Here is an 18,885-nt window from a genome sequence, read left to right on the forward strand (position 1 = left end):
CTCGATCGTGAAAACTGCGGGGAAGAGACCGCTTCATGACGGACGGCATCGGTTCTGGGTTCCGGGCTCGGCCTTTCAGGCCGCCCCGGAATGACGGCGCGGTTCCATCTCAGGACGGCAGGCGTGAAGGGGCGCGACCCAAAACCCTGCAACGTCCGGAATGACGGGCGGCTACGCCAGCGCCTGATCGAGATCGGCGATCAGGTCCTCGACATCCTCGAGCCCGATCGAGAGCCTGACCACCTGCGGGCCGGCGCCCGAGGCCGTCTTCTGCTCGTCGCTGAGCTGGCGGTGCGTGGTCGAGGCCGGGTGGATCACCAGCGAGCGCGTATCGCCGATATTGGCGAGGTGCGAGAACAGCTTGAGGTTCGAGACCAGCTTGACGCCGGCGTCATAGCCGCCCTTGAGCCCGAAGGTGAACACCGCGCCCGCCCCCTTGGGTGAATAGCGCTTTGCGAGATCATGGTATTTGTCGCCGGCGAGGCCGGGATAGCTGACCCACTCCACCGCCGGATGTTTGGCGAGATGCTCGGCCACCTTGAGCGTGCTTTCGCAATGCCTCTGCATGCGCAGCGGCAGGGTCTCGATCCCGGTCAGGATCATGAAGGCGTTGAAGGGCGAGAGTGCGGGCCCCATGTCGCGCAGGCCGAGCACGCGCGTCGCGATGGCGAAGGCGAAGTTGCCGAAGGTCTCCGCCAGCACCATGCCGTTATATTCGGGCCGGGGCTTGGACAGCATCGGATAGCGCTCGTCGCCGAGCCAGTTGAACGAGCCGCCATCGACGATGATGCCGCCGATCGAATTGCCATGGCCGCCGAGGAACTTGGTCAGCGAGTGCACGACGATGTCGGCGCCATGCTCGAAGGGCCGGATCAGGTAGGGCGTCGCCATCGTGTTGTCGACGATCAGCGGGATGTTGTGCTTCCTAGCGATCGCGGCGATGCCGGCGATGTCGACGACGACGCCACCCGGATTGGCGATGGATTCGATGAAGATCGCCTTGGTCTTGGGCGTCACGGCGGCAGCGAAGCCTTCGAGATCGTCGGAATCGGCCCAGATCACGTTCCAGCCGAAGTTCTTGTAGGAATGGTTGAACTGGTTGATCGAGCCGCCATAGAGCTTGCGCGCCGCGACGAACTCGTCGCCGGGCTGCATCAACGCGTGGAAGCACAGGAATTCCGCGGCATGGCCGGAGGCGACGGCGAGCGCCGCCGTGCCGCCTTCGAGCGCCGCGACGCGCTCTTCCAGCACCGCATTCGTCGGGTTGCCGATGCGGGTGTAGATGTTGCCGAAGGCCTGCAGTCCGAACAGCGAGGCGGCGTGGTCGACATCGTCGAAGACGAAGGAAGTCGTCTGGTAGATCGGGGTGGCCCGTGCGCCCGTCGCCGCATCGGGAGCGGCCCCGGCATGGACGGCAAGCGTGTGGAACCCCGGTGCGCGATCGGACATGGCGTGCTCCCTGACATTTCTGACTTCGAAACCGTTCGTTCGATTTAACGAACGGGGCTCGCAGCGTCAATTCAGCGGTGCGGCGCCAGCTCCGGCCCGATATGCTCGGGCCGGAAGCCCATGCCGACGAGCCGTGCCGGGATGCGACGCAGCACCGGGAGCCATTGCAGGAGCTTCAGCACGAAGGGCGGCTTCACTGGCCCGCTCCCGGTGAGAAGCGGTGTTATGACGCGGTTCTGGATCGCAACCTGCAGGGCTTGCGTCGCCTTGGTGGGGAACATCCGGCGCTCCTGTACCGCAGCGAGGTCCTCGTCGCGCAGCCGCTTTTCGCGCAGCGGCGCCGCCAGCCGGTTGGCGGCCGCCACAGCGTCCTGGATCGCGAGGTTCACACCGACACCGCCGATCGGCGACATCGCATGGGCCGCGTCGCCGATGCAGAGGATGCCGGGCTGCCACCAGCGCTCCAGCCGGTCGACAGCGACCGAGAGCAGCTTGAGATCGTCCCAGCTGGCGAGCTCGCCGGCGCGGTCGGCGACGATCGGCAGCAATTCGGCGAGGCTGGCCTTGAAGGCGTCGAGCCCGGCAGCGCGCAGGGTCTCGAGCGTACCCTTGGGGATCACATAGGCGCATTGCCAATAGTCGCCGCGGTTCAGCATGACGGCGAAGCGCCCGYGTGCGACCTGCCCGAAGGTCTGGGCGGCGTCGCTTTCGCGCCGCGACAGCCGGAACCAGAGCACGTCCATCGGCGCGCCGATCTCGTCGACCGTGAAGCCACCGGCCTGCCGCAGATCGGAATGGCGCCCGTCCGCCGCGACGACGAGATCGGCGCGGATTGTGATCGGGCCGTCCTCCGTCTCGGCGGTGGTGCCCGCGATGCGCCCGCCCTCGCGGACGAGGCCGCTCGCCCGCGTTCGCATCAGCAGCTTGAAGTGTGGCAGCTCGCGGCCGCGATCGGCCAGGAAATCGAGGAAGTCCCATTGCGGCATGAAGGCGATGTAAGGCGCCGCCACCGGCAGATGCGTGAAATCGGCGATCGGCACGCCCTCGCTGCCGAAACGAGCAACGATGTGCCGCTCCTTCGTGTGCGGCAGCTTGAGGAAATCGTCCAACAGACCGAGCTCTTCCATCAGCTGCATCGTCGAGGGATGGATGGTATCGCCGCGAAAATCGCGCAGGAAATCGTCGTGCTTTTCCAGAACGGTCACGTCGATGCCGGCCCGCGCCAGCAGGAAGCCCAGCATCATCCCCGCCGGCCCGCCGCCGGCAATGCAACACGTGGTCGTGATCGTGCCCATGCTCGCCTCCCGTTCGAGGCGCGGGCAGTCAGGTGCCCGGCCGGTTGATCGTCAGCTTCTGGAAGCCCTTGCCGGCCAACATCGGCTTCTTGGCCGAAATGATGCGCGAATTGATGCCCTGCCAGCCGATCTCGCCGGAAAGCCGCCCATATTCGATCTTCGGGCAGCGGTTCATGATGACGGTGACGCCCTTCGCCTCGGCTCGCGCCGCGGCCTCGTCGTTGCGAACCGAAAGCTGCATCCAGATTACCTTCGGCAGCGGGTCGAGCGCCAGCGCCTCGTCGGTGATGGCCGAGGCGGCCTCCGAGTTGCGGAAGATCTCGACCATGTCGATCGGGCCGGGGATCTCCTTGAGCGAGGAATAGACCGTCTTCCCCAGGATGGTCTTGCCGGCAAGGCCGGGATTGACGGGGACGACGTCGTAGTCTCGATCGATCAGATATTTCGTCACGATCCAGCTCGGCCGCGCCTCGTTGGCGGAGGCGCCCACCAGAGCGATCCTCTTCGTTTCGCGCAGGATGCGACGGATCAGCGCATCGTCATAGGAATCGTGGTTCAATGGAGGGCGTCCGAAGAAAAGCGAAGGATATCAAGGCGCTCCGGCGGCGTGTCAATGCCTGCTCAACATAGGCTTGCCATGCTTTCGTGCTTTCCTGACGGTTCGGGGAATGGGCCCCGACTTGCCATCTGCGAAAGGAGTGCCTGCCATGTGCGACTACAGCCTGCACAATGTTATGTCCACTCCGGCCAAGGTCGGCGACGAGCTCGTCTCGACCCGCTTTCCGGAAGCGAGCACACGCGGCTTCTGCGCCGCGGATCGCCCGGATGTGGCCGTTTGCGTGATGCCGGGGACGGAGCTGGCCTTCGCGGCCGATATCGAATGCGACCGCGGCATGGGGCTGCTGCCGAACCGGAAGTACCATGCCCGTGTCGCGCGCTTCCGCCAGATCGATATCGACAAGCCCTATGTCCACCACGACGCTCTCGAGCTGCCGAGTGGGCAACTCGTGATGGTCACCAGCCTGATCGAGGGGCAGCGTGTCACGGTGCTGCAACTGCCGGCCGAGCCGGCGCCTGAAGGCGAGGCTGCCGCCCCGGTGGAGCGGGCAGACCATCGGCATTGGGAAGTCGTCTGACGCTCGGTCGCATAGGCCCTGCCGCCAGCTCGCCTGGCCGGTTATGACTCCCAGATCGGCGCGCGCTTTTCCATGAACGCGCCGATCCCTTCCTCTGCGTCCCGCGCCAGCATGTTCTCGACCATCACCGCCGAGGCGTGGTCGTAGGCGCCCTTCAGCCCCATCTCGCGCTGCTCGTAGAACGCGCGCTTGCCCACCTTGACCGTCGCAGGCGATTTCGAGGCGATGACGGCTGCGAGGCGGCCTGCCTCGGCGAGCGCCTGACCCGCCGGGGCGACGCGATTGACGAGGCCCATTCGCAGAGCCTCCTGGGCCGGCACCATCTCGCCGAGCAGCAGCATCTCCATGGCATGCTTGGCCGAAAGATTGCGCGAGAGCGCGACCATCGGCGTCGAGCAGAACAGTCCGATATGGACGCCCGGCGTGCAGAAGCGGGCCTCGCTGCCGGCGACGGCGAGGTCGCAGCTCGCCACGAGCTGGCAGCCGGCGGCCGTGGCGGTGCCCTCGACGGCGGCGATGACCGGCTGGGGCAGGGCGGTGATCTGCAGCATCATGCCAGAGCAGCGCCCAAGGATATCGGCGAAGTAGGCCCGGCCGCGATCCGCGTCAGTGCGATGGGCGGTCATCTCCTTGAGATCGTGCCCGGCACTGAAGACAGGGCCGGCGGCGGCGAGGATGACGGCCCGCACCGAGCGGTCGGCGGCGATGGCGGCGAAGGTCTCGCTCAGCGCCGCCAGCATCGCCTCGCTCAGCGGATTGCGGGCCTGAGGGCGGTTCAGCGTCAGCGTCGCGATGCCGTCGGCATCCTGACGCAGCAGGACCGACGCGGCGTCGGGTTGGTGATGGGCGTTCATGACGTTCCCTCTCGGCACCGCTCGGATGCATCGCATTCGCGCGCGCCGCTTGCGCATGTTGGCCTATTGTCGGAGCCGGCCGCCCATGCTGCAAGGGGGGAAGTCCCGCCTCAGCCTTCGGTTTTCCGCATGACGACCCGCATGAGCGCCTCCGAGATCGAAAGCTATCTCGACGAGGCCTTCCCGCAGATCCACCATGGCGGGCGCACCTATTTCATCGAGGATGTCGGGCCGATGACGGCGCGGATGCGCTGCGACTATCACGAGCGCCATTTGCGCCCGGGCGGCACGATCTCCGGCCCCACCATGATGGCACTCGCGGACCTTGCCCTCTATGTCGCGATCCTCGCCCAGATCGGCCCGGTCGGCCTCGCCGTGACGACGAGCCTCAATTACAATTTCCTGCGCAAGCCGGGGCAGGCCGCGCTGATCGGCGAAGCCAGGCTGCTCAAGCTCGGCAAGCGCCTCGCCGTCGGTGAAGTCCGACTGTTCTCCCAGGGCGAGCCGGAAATGGTCTGCCACGCGACGGGCACCTATTCGATCCCGGCAGTGCGATGAACAAGGCCATGTCCTCCGTCATTCCCGGGCACCATGCAGCGGTGACCCGAGAATCTCTTGCCGGGACGAGGCGCCGCTTCGTCATGAGGTGCTCGGGTCAAGCCCTGGGCATAACGGCGCGCCGTCTTACGGTATCATGATACCGTTTTCGTCAGACCACTGAAAAACCTGCGTTTTCCGGATTATTGCGCTTCACGATGCGCTTGACAGCCGGCTCTGCTCCCCCTATTGCGACCCTACACCGCCGCCGGTCATCCGGCGGCTTGTCCTTTTTCTAACGCAACCGAAGGGTGCCGCGATGAAGACCGTCTCGCTCAAGCCCGCCGATGTCGAAAAGAAGTGGGTAGTGATCGACGCCTCCGGGCTCGTCGTGGGCCGTCTCGCCTCCGTGGTGGCGATGCGTCTGCGCGGCAAGCACAAGGCTGCCTACACTCCCCATGTCGACTGCGGCGACAATGTCATCATCATCAATGCCGAGAAGGTCTCCCTGACCGGCCGCAAGCGTGACCAGAAGGTGTATTACCACCACACTGGCTTCCCGGGCGGCATCAAGGAGCGTTCGGCCAAGTTCATTCTGGAAGGCCGCTTCCCCGAGCGTATCGTCGAGAAGGCCGTCGAGCGCATGCTGCCGCGTGGTCCGCTCTTCCGCCAGATCCTCGGCAACCTGCGCGTTTACAAGGGCTCGGAGCATCCGCACGCCGCCCAGTCGCCGGAGGCGCTCGACGTCGCCGCGCTCAACAGCAAGAACAAGAGGGTCTGACCATGGCCGAGGTTCTTCAGTCCCTCTCCCAGCTCGGCGATGTCGCCAAGCCCGATCAGCCGGCCGCTCCGGTCCACGTCAAGAAGGTCGATGCGCAGGGCCGCGCCTATGCCACCGGCAAGCGCAAGAACGCCATCGCGCGCGTCTGGATCAAGCCTGGCTCCGGCAAGGTCACGGTCAACGGCCGCGATCAGGAGATCTATTTCGCTCGTCCGGTGCTGCGCCTCGTGCTCAAGCAGCCGCTGCAGCTCGTCGATCGCGTGACGCAGTACGACGTCGTCGTCTCGGTCAAGGGCGGCGGTCTCTCCGGCCAGGCCGGCGCGGTGCGTCACGGCATCTCCAAGGCGCTGACCTTCTACGAGCCGGAGCTTCGCGGCCCGCTCAAGAAGGAAGGCTTCCTGACCCGCGACTCGCGTGTCGTCGAGCGTAAGAAGTTCGGTAAGGCCAAGGCCCGCCGCAGCTTCCAGTTCTCGAAGCGCTGATCGTTTCCGGATCATCCGGTATGCGGAAGGGCGGCTCGCAAGAGCCGCCCTTTTCGTATTGTCTGGCGCCTCTTCGACACATCGACAGGAGCCCGCCATGACCCGCCCCGTCCTTCTCGTCACCGGCGGCAGCCGCGGCATCGGCGCCGCGACCTGCATCATGGCGGCCAGGCGCGGCTACGATGTCGCGGTGAACTACCAGAGCAACGAGAAGGCCGCCGCCGAGGTCGTCGAGGCCTGCGAGACTGCGGGCGCCAGGGCGGTCGCGCTGCAGGGCGACATGGCCAGCGCAACCGACATCACCCGCGTCTTCGCCGAGGCGAAGGCTGCGCTCGGCCAGCTCAGCCATGTCGTCAACAATGCCGGCATCACCGGCAAGTCCGGCACGCTCGCCGAGGCGGACATCGCCGCGATCCGCGAATGCATCGACATCAACGTCACCGGCGCGATCCTGGTCGCACGGGAGGCGGCGCGCGCCCTGATCGCCAACGATGCGGCGCAGGCGAGGGCGATCGTCAACATCTCCTCCGTTGCCGCCGAACTCGGCTCGCCCGGCGAATATGTCTGGTATGCGGCCTCGAAGGGCGCGGTCGATTCACTGACCATCGGCCTCGCCAAGGAATTGGCTGGCCACGGCATCCGCGTGAATGCGGTCGCGCCCGGCATCACCGAGACGGAGATCCACGCCCTCTCCACAGGCGAGGCCGGCCGTGTCGCGCGTATCGCTCCGCTGATCCCGTTGAAGCGCGCAGCGACCGCCGACGAGATCGCCGAGGCCGTGCTGTTCCTGCTCTCGGAAGCCTCGAGCTACACGACTGGAATCATCCTGAAGGTCTCGGGCGGGAGGTAACCCAAGCCTCTGATCTCCACCACGCGGTCATCCCGGACAAGCGACGTAGTCGCGCCGATCCGAGATCTATGCCGGAGCGCTGATGATTGAGGTTCGGGCATGGATCCCGGGTCTCCCTTCGGTCACCCGGGATGACGGCGCGGCCGGCAAGCGACATATAGTGCTGGTCAACGACCACCTGCCCGGAACCCAATGCGCGTCCTCCTCGTTCTCCTCGCCTTCGGCATGATCGCGGTGCCGGCCCTGCTGATGCTCGCCCGTGAGGAACTGCCGCGCGGCCGGCGCATCGGCCGTGCCCTCGTCGTCTTCCTCGCGCCCGCCATTGCGCTCGGCTTCATCCACGGCGTGCCAGAGCTCGACGGACGCGCGCTGAACAATCCCTATGCCTGGACGATGCTGCGGCTCGTCCTGACGGCACTGGCGCTGATCCTGCCCTGGTGCCTCTTCGTCTGGTTCACCGCGCGGCGCTGATTTTCGAGGACGATCATGACCGAAGCCAGGGACAAGCCGCCCATCGACCATGCATTCACCGGCGACAGACGGGGAGGAGCCGCGGACCCGACCTATGCCGGCGCGCTGTCCTTCATGCGCCGCCGCTACGACAAGGATGTCTCCGGTTGCGATCTCGTCATCTGGGGCGTGCCCTTCGATCTGGCCGTCACTAACCGGCCGGGCGCACGCTTCGGCCCGCAGGCGATCCGCCGTGCCAGCGCGATCTTCGATGGCGATCCGCAATATCCGTCCGGTATCGATCCCTTCACCCATCTCAGCGCGGTCGACTATGGCGACTGCGCCCTACCGCGCGGCGATCTCCAGGGCTGCGCCAGGGCCATCGAGACGGAGGCCGCTGGTATCCTTGCCTCCGGCGCCCATCTCGTCACCTTGGGCGGCGATCATTTCGTCACGCTGCCGCTGCTGCGCGCGCATGTCGCCCGCCACGGCAAGCTGGCCTTGATCCAGTTCGACGCCCATCAGGACAGCTGGGACGACGGTGCCGGCGCGATCGGCCATGGCAGCTTCGTGCTGGAGGCGGTGCGTCAAGGGCTGATCGACGCGGAACGCTCGATCCAGATCGGCATCCGCACCGTCGCGCCGCGCGATTGCGGGATCGCCATCATCGATGCCTATCAGGCGCATGAACTCGGCGTAGCCGGCGTGGCGCAGCGCATCCGCGAGCGGGTGGGCGAGGGGGCTGCCTATCTCACCTTCGACATCGATGCGCTCGATCCGTCCGTCGCGCCCGGCACCGGCACGCCGGTCTCGGGCGGCTTCAGTGCGCATCAGGCGCTGCGCATTCTGTGGGCACTGCGCGATCTCGACATACGCGGCATGGATGTGGTCGAGGTCTCGCCGCCCTACGACCATGCCGACATCACGGCGATCGTGGCCTCGACCATCGTACAGCACCATATCCAGGCGCTCGCGCTGAAGAAGGCTGGTTGAATCGGCTTGCGAGGAAAGGCCGCGAAGCGATTCTGATGACTCGCGCTTTCGGGCTCGCGCCCGTCATGATCGGGCTTGACCCAAGCATCTCCCGCCGAAGGAGGTTCCCGCGTCCGCTCTCTCGGGCCAAGCCTGAATGACGCCGCCCTCAAAGCTTCGATTGACACCCGACCCGAGCGCGAACATATACGGGATCATGATGACGAGCTTCATCCGACGTCGCACTGTCCAGGCCGCTCCGGCGCGCCCGCGATGACGCTCGGCTGAAGTCCGAACGCCCGCGACCGCGCCATGGAGCGCGGTTTTTTTATGCCCTTAGCCAACTCGCCTGCCCGGCGATCGGGGGTCCTGATGAGCCAGAACCTGAAATCCATTTTCATCGACGGCGAAGCCGGCACCACCGGGCTCGGCATCCGCGAGCGCCTCGCCGCTGTGCCGGAAGTCGCGGTCAGGAGTATCGATCCCGGCAAACGCAAGGACCCGGCTGCCCGCAAGGACATGATGGCGGGCGTCGATCTCGTCGTGCTCTGCCTGCCGGACGAGGCGGCGAAGGAATCTGTCGCTCTTGCCGATGAACTCGGCGCCGACGCCCCCAAGATCGTCGACGCCGCGACCGCGCACCGCATCGCGCCGGGCTGGGTCTACGGCTTTGCCGAGCTTGCGCCCGGCCATGCCGAGAAGATCGCCAAGGCCGACCGTGTCGCCAATCCCGGCTGCTATCCCACCGGCGCCATCGCGCTGCTGCGCCCGCTCGTCGATGCCGGGCTGATGGCGCAGGATCATCCGGTCACGGTCAACGCCGTCTCCGGCTATTCCGGCGGCGGCAAGTCGATGATCGAGGAGTTCGAGACCGGAGTCGCTCCTGCCTTCGAGATCTACGGACTGGGCTTGCGCCACAAGCACCTGCCCGAGTTGCAGGCCTATGCGCGGTTGACCCGCCGGCCGATCTTCGTGCCGTCCGTCGGCAATTTCCGGCAGGGCATGCTGGTCTCGGTGCCGCTGCATCTCGACACGCTGCCCGGGCGGCCGAGCGTCGGCGATCTCCATCACGCCCTGGGCGAGCGCTATGCCGGCTCGACCTATGTCAACGTCCTCTCGCAGGACGGCACGGCCGGCAAGATCGAGCCCGAGGCGCTGAACGATACCAACAAGCTCGAACTGCGCGTCTTCGGGCAGGACGATCTCGGCCAGGCCGTGCTCGTGGCCCGCCTCGACAATCTGGGCAAGGGCGCGTCGGGGGCTGCGGTCCAGAACATCCGCCTGATGCTCGGCCTGCCCGAAGGCTGAGATTTCGAACTGCCGGATATCTTTCCCGGTCATTGCTTCGGCTAAAGGCGCATGTGGCCTCCTCCAAATGGGGGAGGTCATTTTACTGCGGCCGGGCTACGCTGACGTCGTTGGGGGCTGACGTGCCGGGCAGCGAGTTCGAAAACACCCTGATCGACGGCATTTATGAAGCCGCGATCGTGCCTGAAGGCTGGTCCCGCGTGTTGCGGGACACGGCTCGGCTCGCCGGTTGCAGGGAAGCCTTGCTCGGTACAGTGCTCGATGACGAGGCCCGTCTGGTCGGTTCGTCTCCGGAGTTTGCCGAGGCCTATGAGGACGTGCTGCGGCGCATCCCGTTTCAGATCAACCAGCGGGCGCAACGCTTGCTTGTCAGCGGCCGGCACGGTTTCATCACGGATGAGGATGTCTTCACCCGCGAGGAGATCGCAAGCGAGCCGCTTTATCAGGACATCCTGATTCCGGCCGGATACGGTTCCGGCGTCGCGACCGCGATCGCGGCCCCATCCGGCGACATGACGATTATCCACTGCGAGCGCTCCTTCTCGGAAGGCTTTGTGGGCGCCGCGGGGATCGCCGCTCTCGACAGTCTGCGCTCGCATTTCGCCCGCGCCGGGTTGCTCGGCCGCCGGCTGGCGATGGAGCGGGCGCGAGCCGCATCGCAAGCCCTCGAACTGATGGGATTGCCGGCTGCGGTGCTTGGCCTGCGCGGGCAGGTGATCGATGCCAACGCCCTGTTCCAGAACCTGATGCCAAGCATCTTCCAGGATCGCACGCTGCGCCTCACTGTTGCGCATGCCCCGGCCGATCAGATGCTGGCCGCGTCGATTGCCGCATTGTCCCGGCTTGATCTGCCGCAGCCGGTGCGCTCCCTGCCGATCCCCGCACGGCGAGGCGATATGCCGATGGTGCTGCATGTCTCGCCGGTGCGCGGGCGAGCCCGCGATGTTTTCTCTTTCGCGAGCGCGATCGTCGTTGCCACGCCGGTGACGGCGAGTGCCGGCCCGGAAGCTAGCCTGATCGGCGGGCTCTTCGACCTGACGCCGGCGGAAGCGCGCCTGGCCGCTGCTATCGCCGCCGGCCATACGCCGCGCGAAGCCGCCCAGCGTCTCGGGGTGACCGAGGCGACGGCCCGCACGACACTGAAGCATATCCTGGCGAAGACGGGATCGCGGCGGCAGGCAGACCTCGTCGGCCTTCTCAAAAGCGCTGCGCCGCCGCGTTGAAGCCGCAACCCCCCATTTGGGGGATGCGCGCCTGTCGAAGCAGGGCGAGGCTGTCCGGGCGCGGGCTTTATGCCCGAGCGAACGTAACCTCGCGCCGCCACAGCCGGGTCAAGCGGCGTGGCGGTTTTTTTCTCGCCGAGCCGCCCGCTCGACCTCGCCTGCCGCTGCCGGCCCGCGGACTGCGTACGCCCCGGCCATCTCGAAAAAGAAAGACGCCGGCGATTGCCGGCGTCTGATGGTGGGAGCGGGCAACGCGCTCGCCATATGGCGGGCTCAGCCCTTGTAGACGACGAAATTCTGCTTCTGCTCGCCGAGGCCTTCGATGCCCAGCGTCACCACTTCGCCGCCCTTCAGGAAGCGCGGCGGCTTGAAGCCGAGGCCGACGCCGGGAGGCGTCCCGGTGGTGATCACGTCGCCCGGATCAAGGCGCATGAACTGGCTGATGTAGTGCACCAGATAGGCGGCGCCGAAGATCATCGTCTTGGTCGAGCCGTTCTGGACGCGCTCGCCGTCGACCGCCAGCCACATGCCGAGATTCTGGATATCCTTGACCTCGTCGGTCGTGACCAGCCAGGGGCCGAGCGGGCCGAAGGTCGGGCAGCCCTTGCCCTTGGCCCACTGGCCGCCGCGCTCCTGCTGGAATTCGCGCTCGGAGACGTCGTTGCAGACGCAGAAGCCGGCGATCGCGGCCATGGCGTCCTTCTCCTCGATATAGGAGCCGCCATCGCCGATCACGATCGCAAGCTCGACCTCCCAGTCGGTCTTCTTTGAGCCCTTGGGAATGACGACGTCGTCATTGGGGCCGACGATGCAGTTCGGCGCCTTGTTGAAGAGGATCGGCTCCTTCGGAATCTCGGCTCCGGTCTCGGCCGCGTGGTCGGCGAAGTTGAGGCCGACGGCGATGAAGTTGCGCACGTCGCCCACGCAGGCGCCGATGCGCGGCGAGCCCGAAACGAGCGGCAGCGAGTCCGGGGAGAGCGCCTTGAGCTTGGCGAGAGACGCCGAGGTCAACGCCTTGCCGGCGACATCGGAAATGACGCCGGACAGGTCGCGCAACCCGCCCTGGGCATCGAGAAGGGCCGGCTTTTCCTGGCCGAGCGCGCCGTAGCGGAGCAGTTTCAAGGTGTTTCCCCCGTTTCAAACGATCTAAATGGGTCCGGGACTTTGACTGGATGCCCGTCCGAAGCGCAAGCCCATATCGGCGCATGACCCGCCCGCAGCATGATGGTGGGTTGTTGCCCGAATGCAACGTGACGTTTCAAAGCGACTGTTGCGGTGACGAATGCCGGCCGGGTTGGCGGAAGCGCCACGGGTGCAAAACCGGCAATAGTTCGCATATGAACCATCCTTTTCTGAACGATCTTTCGGCCGACCTCGCAAAAACTGTCATTTTTGGCTGATTTTTGCCTTCGCAGGCGCGAATACGGAAATCTGGCAGCGGATTTTGGACGATGCGGGCGGGATTGCGGCGGCAAACGGCACGCGGCATGGTTCGAATCAAGCGAGGTCCTGCACCTCGAAGAACCGTAACTGGGATGGATTCGATGAAGGGCCTTGTTCGTACCGCTGCCGCCGCTACGGTTTCCGTTGCCGCTCTTCTTGCTGCTGGAGCCGCCTCGGCGAGTTCCTTCGCGATCCGCAGCGGCCAGGGCGCCGAAGGTCTCGGTATGGCCTACGCGGGCGCCGCGTCCGGCGGGATCGGCATGGGTGCGATGGCCTGGAACCCGGCGACCATCACCATGTTCCCCGGCCGGCACAGCAACTGGAACTTCACCTACCTCAACGCCAACGGCGATTATCAGCCGACGTCACCCTCGCGTATCGGCTCGCCCGTCGGGCCGCTGAATCCCATTCAGCTCGGTACCGGCAACCTCGGCGGCGACGGCGCCTTCATCCCGGCTTCGGCCAGTGCCTGGCAGCTGACCGACCGGCTTTGGGTTGGCATGACCACGGGCGCCCCCTATGGCCTGCGCTCGAAGCCCGACAACCAGGCCCACGCCGCCCAGATTTATGGTCGCTCGGCCAAGGTCGTGACGGTGAACGTCTCGCCGACCATAGGTTATAAGGTCAATGATTGGCTCTCTGTCGGTGCCGCCATGCAGGTCCAGTACCTCAGCGCGACCCTTAAGCAGGCGAGCGGTCTTGCCCCGACGGCAGCACCTGTCATTCTCGACGGTGATACGATCGATTTTGGCTATCGCTTCGGTTTGACGCTGACGCCGTTCAACGGGACCAACATCGGCCTGGCCTATCGTTCATCGATACACCAGAGCCTCAACGGCTCGCTGAGCACGCCGCTCGCCCGCATCCCGGTCAAGGCCAACCTCAACCTTCCCGATTCGGTCGTCTTCGGTCTCTCGCAGGTTATCAACGACCAGTGGYAGATCCACGCCGGCGTCGAGTGGACGAACTGGAGCCGTTTCCGCAACATCCCTGTGGTGAGCAAGCTCAACGGCCTCCCGGCGACGAGCCTCAACTTCCAGTACGACGACGCCTGGTTCTTCAGCGGCGGCGTCGAGTACAAGTATAGCAATGATCTGACCCTGCGCGCCGGTATCGGCTACGAACTGTCCGCGGTGAACGACCGTAATCGCACGATCTACATCTCGGACAACGACCGGCTGTGGCTCAGCGCCGGTGCGAGCTATCAGGTTACCGATCGGATCAAGCTCGACGTTGGCTACACCTATATCGACGTGAAGAAGGCGTCGGTGAACTACACTGGCGGCCATCCGCAGCAGGGTGCGGTGTTCTACACCGCCGAGGCCAAGCCCTACATTCACATCGCCTCGGTTGGCATCACGTATAACTGGGACGATCCGAAGCAGACGATCCCGGTTCAGCCGGTCGTGCGCAAGTACTGAGCGTTCCGACGAGCGTTCGAGAAAGCCGGCCGTTGGGCCGGCTTTCCTGTTTTGGGGGCAGGCGGAAGCAGGCCTGCCTGCCAAAGGCATCCGGTCTGAAGTCAGGCCGACACTTCCGCCAGCAATCTCGGATTGGCAGCCAGGGCGCCCGCTCGGGCCTGCGTCAAGGCTCCGGCCCATTGCGGATGCCGGCGTTTCGCTTTCTTGATGACTTCGACGAGACGGCGGGGACTGGCACGGCGCAGTCTGGCCACGGCAGCTGAGAGCTCTGGCCCGTCGCGCCGCCGGGTCGCGGCGAGGAGCGACTGGAACGCGACCGTGCCCGCCAGTATCCCGGTCACATGGTGTTGGGCGGAGTGTACCGGCACGAGTTCAGCGGTCGGTATGCGCGCGGCATGGCCGAAATCCGGGGCGTAGGAGGGATCGACGAAGACGTAGACCCTGCCGGAAACATCGTCGGCCCGGATCGCGTCTCCCGTGCGTCCTGCGACGAAATACTGCTCGTAGCGCCGATCGTACGGGGCGACATGCGCCGGATCGATCGACCATTGCGGGCAGAGCGACAGCGCGGTGGAGGCACCGAGCGGGCGGGAATATTTCGCCGCCCCGTATCCACCCATGGACGATCCATAGGTCACGATCTCCGGATAAGCGGCGCGCAGATCCTTCGTTGCCGCAAGCGCGCGAAGCATATTGGCCTCCGGGTACCAATTCGGGCGTTTGGCCATGAAGCCGAGCACGCTCAGATCCGTTCGCTGCGCCAGCGGGCGCCCGAAGAAATCCGTGCCATCGGCGAGGGTGTTCAAGGGGCCGAAGGTGACGAGCAGGATGTCGCCAGCTCCCCGATGAAAGATGACTTGAATCTCGTCGTCGTCGTAAACGATCACGCCGGGAGGCCTCCCTTCAAATTGCACTAAGATAGGCTGAAGGAAGCGGACAATAGAACGATGATACTGACGCGCAACATTTCAAAAAAGGTTCGAACTCAGTCGAAAGCTATAGCTGGCGAAAGAGCGCCGCATGCCTGTCGGCTTTCTCGTCATAGCCCGCGGCGTTGGGATGCAGCGTATCGGACATCAAATTCCGGGCCATGGCGCTGTCGTAGTCGCCCCAGACGGCGGCGGTATCGATAAGAGGGCAGGCGATCTCGTCGGATAATTCGCGCATGGCCTGCCAGTAGGCACTCAGCGGATAGGCATAGGGACCGCGGGGGCCAGCCGGGTTGCTGGTTTCGAGAATGACGTCGCCGGTCGGGGTGCACAGATTGATCAGCGCGCGCAGGCTGGCCTTGAACTCCTCCGGGGCGACGCCCTTCTGCCAGTCGTTGAGCCCGAAGTTGATGACGGAGAGGTGAGGGCGGATCTGCGGAATGGTGTTCGCCACGGAATAGGGCGAGCGAGTGTCTGCGGCCATCGCGACGGTCGCGCCGCTGATGCCATGGTTGAATATCGCGACTTCGCGGGTCCCGGGCGAGTGTCCGTGCTGCGCCAGCAGGCGGATCGTGCCGGTCAGGGCCGTGAACCGAACTGCATGAATGGACGGCGTCAGACCGGACAGTGTCAGCCGATGGAAACCCGTCGTGCTGTACGGCACCGCGGTCTCGGCCCCGTCATCGATCGCATAGCTGAAGGAGGAGGCGCCGGATGCGTAATACAGCGCCTCGAACCGGGTGCAGGCGACGGCTGTGGTGTGTGTCGCAGCATCGCCTGGCTCGAGGCGGATCGCATTGGCTGCGACCGTCGCGCCCGCAGTCGACAGCCGCCCGTCGCCGCCGGCGAGTCCACCGAACGCCATCATCGTCTCGCGCGACCATTTCAGCCCGGGCGCATTCATGATGTCGGCGACGCGCTGCGGGACCGCCTTCGCATAAGCTTCGCCGCCCCATTGCCGGATGGTGCCGATGCCGCGCGTGATGCTGTCGCCCTCGTAGAGGATTCGCGTATCGGCCTTTCCGGCACGTGTTTCAGCGAGCGCGGCGCGGAACTTCGGCAGCTTGTGCCGGTCGAAATTGCGCAGCGCTTCGATGCCTGCGGCACTGCCTGCCGATGGAGATAGGGCGAGGGCGAGGCTCCCACTGAGGAAACCGCGCCGGGAAGGATGACGAATGATCGCGCTTCTCACTGCGAGCCCGGACCTCCTATTGGCTCAGACCCTCACCTTCACATAGGTGCCGGGCGCGTCGGCGAGCGCCGGCAGCTTGCCGCCGCCCGGCTCGCGGGCTGCGACCTTCTTCGGCGCCTGAGCCTCGACCCAGGCGAACCAGTGCGGCCACCATGAGCCCGGATGCTCCTCGGCCTTAGCCTGCCAGTCGGCATAGGTGCCCTTGGCCGGCCCGCCCGTCCAGTACTGGTACTTCACCTTGTTTGGCGGATTGACGACACCGGCGATATGGCCGGAGCCCGCCACCACATGCTCGACAGGGCCGCCGAAGCATTGCGAGCCGTTGAAGACGGATTGCGCGGGGGCGATGTGGTCCTCGCGCGTGGCGAGATTGTAGATCGGCATCTTCACGCGTCCGATGTCGAGCGTCTTGCCGCCGATGCGCATCTCGCCCTTGGAGAGCTTGTTGTCGAGGTAGCAGTTGCGCAGATAGAAGGAGTGGTTCGCCGCCGGCATCCGGGTCGAATCCGAATTCCAGTAGAGCAGGTCGAAGGCGGTCGGGGCCTTGCCCTTGAGGTAGTTGTTGATCGCATAGGACCAGATCAGGTCGTTGGGCCTGAGCATGTTGAAGGCGCCGGACATGCGGGAGCCGTCGAGATAGCCGGTCTTGGCCATCTGATCCTCGATCGCGCGGATCTGCTCCTCATCCACGAAGACCGAGAGTTCGCCGGCCTGCGAGAAATCGACCTGCGTGGTGAAGAAGGTGGCGCTTTCGATCCGCTTGTCGCCGATGGCCGCCATATAGGCCAGCGTGACGCCGAGCAGCGTGCCGCCGACGCAGTAGCCGATAGCCGAGACGCGCTTCTCGCCCGTCACCTGCTCGATCACGTCGAGGGCTGCGAAGATGCCTTCGCGCATGTAGCTCTCGAAATCCTTGGCGGCGTGCCGGGCGTCGGGGTTGACCCAGGAGACGCAGAACACCGTCAGCCCCTGCTCGACGCACCAGCGGATGAAGCTCTTCTCCGGGTTGAGGTCGAGGATGTAGAACTTATTGATCCAGGGCGGCACGATCAGCAGCGGCCGTTTCAGCACCTGCGGAGTCGCCGGGGCGTACTGGATCAGCTCCATGATCTCGTTGCGGAAGATGACCTTGCCGGGGGTGGTCGCGATGTTGACGCCGACCTCGAAGGCGCTGGCGTCGGACTGGCGGATCTTGAGCTCGCCGCCGCCGGCCTCGACGTCCTCGGCGAACATCTTCATGCCACGCACGAGGTTCTCGCCGCTCTGCTGCAGGGTTTCGCGCAGCAGCTCGGGATTGGTCGCGACGAAATTGGTCGGCGAGAGCGCTCCGGCGATCTGCTTGATGTAGAAGCGTGCCTTGTTGCGGGTATGGGGATCGAGGTCGTCGGCCTTGTCGACCATGGCCTCGGCCCAGCGCGAGCCGATCAGATAGGCCTGCTTGATGAAGTCGAAGGTCGGATGGTTCGTCCAGTCCGGATCCTTGAAGCGGGTGTCGCGCTTGTCGGGTTCGGCAACGGGCGCGACCTCCTCGCCGCTGGCGCGCTTCAGGGCCGTGCTCCACAGATTCATGAAGTCGCCGGTGAGCGAGGCCTGCGCCTCGATGATCTTGGCGGGATCGTTGACCCAGCGCTCGGCCACGCGGCTGAGCGTCTTGACCATGTCGCTCGCCTCCTCGGCCTGGCCGGTCTTGGCATCGCCGCGTTCGAGGGGCTTCAGATAAGCGGCCGTGACCTTGCCGTATTCCTCGACGAGCCGGCCCATGTTCTGGGCGAACTGGTCGAAGTCGGGGACGGCGGCTTCGGCAGAGCTGCTGGTGCCCTTGGACTTGTCGTCGGCGTGCCGGCTCATGAGTCGTCCTTCCCCCTCGTGTTTTAGGATAGCGCATGGCTTCCCATTTTGGTCCTATTAAGGACGCAGCCGCTGTGCTTTACCAAGCACATTCGACAAACCCGCTGGATGAACCCATGCCGATCGAGATGCCCGCGAGAAAGCCGCTTCTAATTGCGGGGGTGGTGCTTGCGGCCGGCCTCGCCCTGGCAGGCTGCGCGAGCGACGAAGGCATCAAGGGCGTGGCGGAAGCAGCCGGCATGGCGACGACGCCGCAGGAGGCGAAGACCTTCGTCAGGGAGACCCGGCAGGCGGACACGAACTACATCGCTGTCGGCAGCAGGATCCCGGTCGATACCCTCTGCCCGGGACCGAAGCCGCCGCCGCCCTATGTGCCGTCCGGAGACGCCGCCCGCTTCGCTGCGCCGAAGCCTGCCCGCGGCGCGAACGACCCCTGCAAGCGGCGCTCGGATTTCGAGAAGATCGAAGCCCAGCTCGAGGCCAAGCGGCAGGTCAACGAAAGCGCCGGCAACCAGGCGAAGGCGCTGGGCGCGACGCCGCCACCGCAGCCCGCAAAGATCCCCACGAACTGACCGACGGCTTTCGTCTTTGCGCGGGAGGGGCCTGCCGCAGGTGTCGCCATTTCGTCGCAGTCGCAAAATCTTGCGTTTTTTCTCCTGTGCGGACGAAAGATGCGGTGCTAAGCACCTCCGGCGCAAGGAAGTGATGCGTGCGA

19 protein-coding genes are annotated in these 18,885 nt (G+C 65.5%); 11 read left to right on the plus strand and 8 right to left on the minus strand.

Annotated features, from left to right (window positions below; translation table 11 throughout):
* Positions 1–171 precede the first annotated feature (171 nt).
* The 3 genes from AC1DVA_RS22140 to AC1DVA_RS22150 form a co-directional block, all read right to left on the minus strand.
* Positions 172–1,449 (minus strand): O-acetylhomoserine aminocarboxypropyltransferase, encoded by a 1,278-nt coding sequence (locus tag AC1DVA_RS22140; protein WP_265052854.1) that lies wholly within the window; start codon positions 1,447–1,449, stop codon positions 172–174.
* A 71-nt stretch (positions 1,450–1,520) separates the two neighbouring features.
* Positions 1,521–2,744: an FAD-dependent oxidoreductase gene (locus AC1DVA_RS22145; protein WP_476807292.1), complete on the minus strand. Its 1,224-nt coding sequence runs from the start codon at positions 2,742–2,744 to the stop codon at positions 1,521–1,523.
* Between the two features lie 28 nt (positions 2,745–2,772).
* Positions 2,773–3,303 carry a CoA-binding protein gene (locus tag AC1DVA_RS22150; protein ID WP_476807293.1) on the minus strand — a complete coding sequence of 177 codons (531 nt, stop codon included), beginning with the start codon at positions 3,301–3,303 and terminating at the stop codon, positions 2,773–2,775.
* 148 nt (positions 3,304–3,451) lie between these two features.
* On the opposite strand from AC1DVA_RS22150, the gene AC1DVA_RS22155 reads away from it, so the two are divergent.
* Positions 3,452–3,880: a hypothetical protein gene (locus AC1DVA_RS22155; protein ID WP_476807294.1), complete on the plus strand. Its 429-nt coding sequence runs from the start codon at positions 3,452–3,454 to the stop codon at positions 3,878–3,880.
* A 41-nt stretch (positions 3,881–3,921) separates the two neighbouring features.
* On the opposite strand, the gene AC1DVA_RS22160 is transcribed toward AC1DVA_RS22155, so the two are convergent.
* Positions 3,922–4,734 (minus strand): enoyl-CoA hydratase, encoded by an 813-nt coding sequence (locus tag AC1DVA_RS22160; protein ID WP_476807295.1) that lies wholly within the window; start codon positions 4,732–4,734, stop codon positions 3,922–3,924.
* A gap of 129 nt (positions 4,735–4,863) precedes the next feature.
* Here AC1DVA_RS22160 and AC1DVA_RS22165 point away from each other — a divergent pair, with 129 nt between their 5' ends.
* The 8 genes from AC1DVA_RS22165 (at position 4,864) to AC1DVA_RS22200 (ending at position 11,337) form a co-directional block, all read left to right on the plus strand.
* Positions 4,864–5,292 carry a PaaI family thioesterase gene (locus AC1DVA_RS22165; RefSeq protein WP_476807296.1) on the plus strand — a complete coding sequence of 143 codons (429 nt, stop codon included), beginning with the start codon at positions 4,864–4,866 and terminating at the stop codon, positions 5,290–5,292.
* Between the two features lie 298 nt (positions 5,293–5,590).
* On the plus strand, positions 5,591–6,052 hold the full coding sequence (gene rplM, locus AC1DVA_RS22170) for a 50S ribosomal protein L13 (protein WP_265052860.1): 462 nt from the start codon (positions 5,591–5,593) through the stop codon (positions 6,050–6,052).
* Positions 6,053–6,054: 2 nt separating this feature from the next.
* Positions 6,055–6,534, plus strand: a complete 480-nt coding sequence (rpsI, locus tag AC1DVA_RS22175) for a 30S ribosomal protein S9 (RefSeq protein ID WP_265052861.1) — start codon at positions 6,055–6,057, stop codon at positions 6,532–6,534.
* A 97-nt stretch (positions 6,535–6,631) separates the two neighbouring features.
* Positions 6,632–7,384 (plus strand): SDR family oxidoreductase, encoded by a 753-nt coding sequence (locus AC1DVA_RS22180; RefSeq protein WP_476807297.1) that lies wholly within the window; start codon positions 6,632–6,634, stop codon positions 7,382–7,384.
* Positions 7,385–7,576: 192 nt separating this feature from the next.
* Positions 7,577–7,855, plus strand: coding sequence for a hypothetical protein (locus AC1DVA_RS22185; protein WP_476807298.1), 279 nt, complete (start codon positions 7,577–7,579; stop codon positions 7,853–7,855).
* Between the two features lie 15 nt (positions 7,856–7,870).
* Positions 7,871–8,827 (plus strand): agmatinase, encoded by a 957-nt coding sequence (gene speB / locus AC1DVA_RS22190; protein WP_476807299.1) that lies wholly within the window; start codon positions 7,871–7,873, stop codon positions 8,825–8,827.
* Positions 8,828–9,178: 351 nt separating this feature from the next.
* A complete protein-coding gene (argC, locus tag AC1DVA_RS22195) occupies positions 9,179–10,114 on the plus strand; it encodes an N-acetyl-gamma-glutamyl-phosphate reductase (protein WP_476807300.1) in 936 nt (311 codons plus the stop codon).
* A 122-nt stretch (positions 10,115–10,236) separates the two neighbouring features.
* Positions 10,237–11,337: a helix-turn-helix transcriptional regulator gene (locus tag AC1DVA_RS22200; RefSeq protein WP_476807301.1), complete on the plus strand. Its 1,101-nt coding sequence runs from the start codon at positions 10,237–10,239 to the stop codon at positions 11,335–11,337.
* Between the two features lie 273 nt (positions 11,338–11,610).
* Here AC1DVA_RS22200 and AC1DVA_RS22205 read toward each other — a convergent pair whose 3' ends face one another.
* On the minus strand, positions 11,611–12,459 hold the full coding sequence (locus tag AC1DVA_RS22205; protein WP_265052867.1) for a fumarylacetoacetate hydrolase family protein: 849 nt from the start codon (positions 12,457–12,459) through the stop codon (positions 11,611–11,613).
* A 329-nt stretch (positions 12,460–12,788) separates the two neighbouring features.
* Between AC1DVA_RS22205 and AC1DVA_RS22210 the strand changes: the two genes are divergently transcribed.
* The gene (locus AC1DVA_RS22210; RefSeq protein WP_476807302.1) at positions 12,789–14,201 is read left to right on the plus strand and encodes an OmpP1/FadL family transporter; all 1,413 of its coding nucleotides are present in this window, start codon (positions 12,789–12,791) and stop codon (positions 14,199–14,201) included.
* A gap of 101 nt (positions 14,202–14,302) precedes the next feature.
* Here the strand turns inward: AC1DVA_RS22210 and AC1DVA_RS22215 are convergent, their stop codons facing one another.
* The 3 genes from AC1DVA_RS22215 to phaC all read right to left on the minus strand — a co-directional run bounded on the left by AC1DVA_RS22215 (position 14,303) and on the right by phaC (position 18,170).
* A complete protein-coding gene (locus tag AC1DVA_RS22215) occupies positions 14,303–15,088 on the minus strand; it encodes a hypothetical protein (protein WP_476807303.1) in 786 nt (261 codons plus the stop codon).
* A 109-nt stretch (positions 15,089–15,197) separates the two neighbouring features.
* Positions 15,198–16,322 carry an SGNH/GDSL hydrolase family protein gene (locus AC1DVA_RS22220; protein ID WP_476807304.1) on the minus strand — a complete coding sequence of 375 codons (1,125 nt, stop codon included), beginning with the start codon at positions 16,320–16,322 and terminating at the stop codon, positions 15,198–15,200.
* A 24-nt stretch (positions 16,323–16,346) separates the two neighbouring features.
* Positions 16,347–18,170, minus strand: a complete 1,824-nt coding sequence (gene phaC, locus AC1DVA_RS22225; RefSeq protein WP_476807305.1) for a class I poly(R)-hydroxyalkanoic acid synthase — start codon at positions 18,168–18,170, stop codon at positions 16,347–16,349.
* A 116-nt stretch (positions 18,171–18,286) separates the two neighbouring features.
* On the opposite strand from phaC, the gene AC1DVA_RS22230 reads away from it, so the two are divergent.
* Positions 18,287–18,742 (plus strand): hypothetical protein, encoded by a 456-nt coding sequence (locus AC1DVA_RS22230; RefSeq protein ID WP_476807306.1) that lies wholly within the window; start codon positions 18,287–18,289, stop codon positions 18,740–18,742.
* The last annotated feature ends 143 nt before the right edge of the window (positions 18,743–18,885 follow it).

The organism is Allobosea sp. P4_C6 (genome assembly GCF_056402015.1).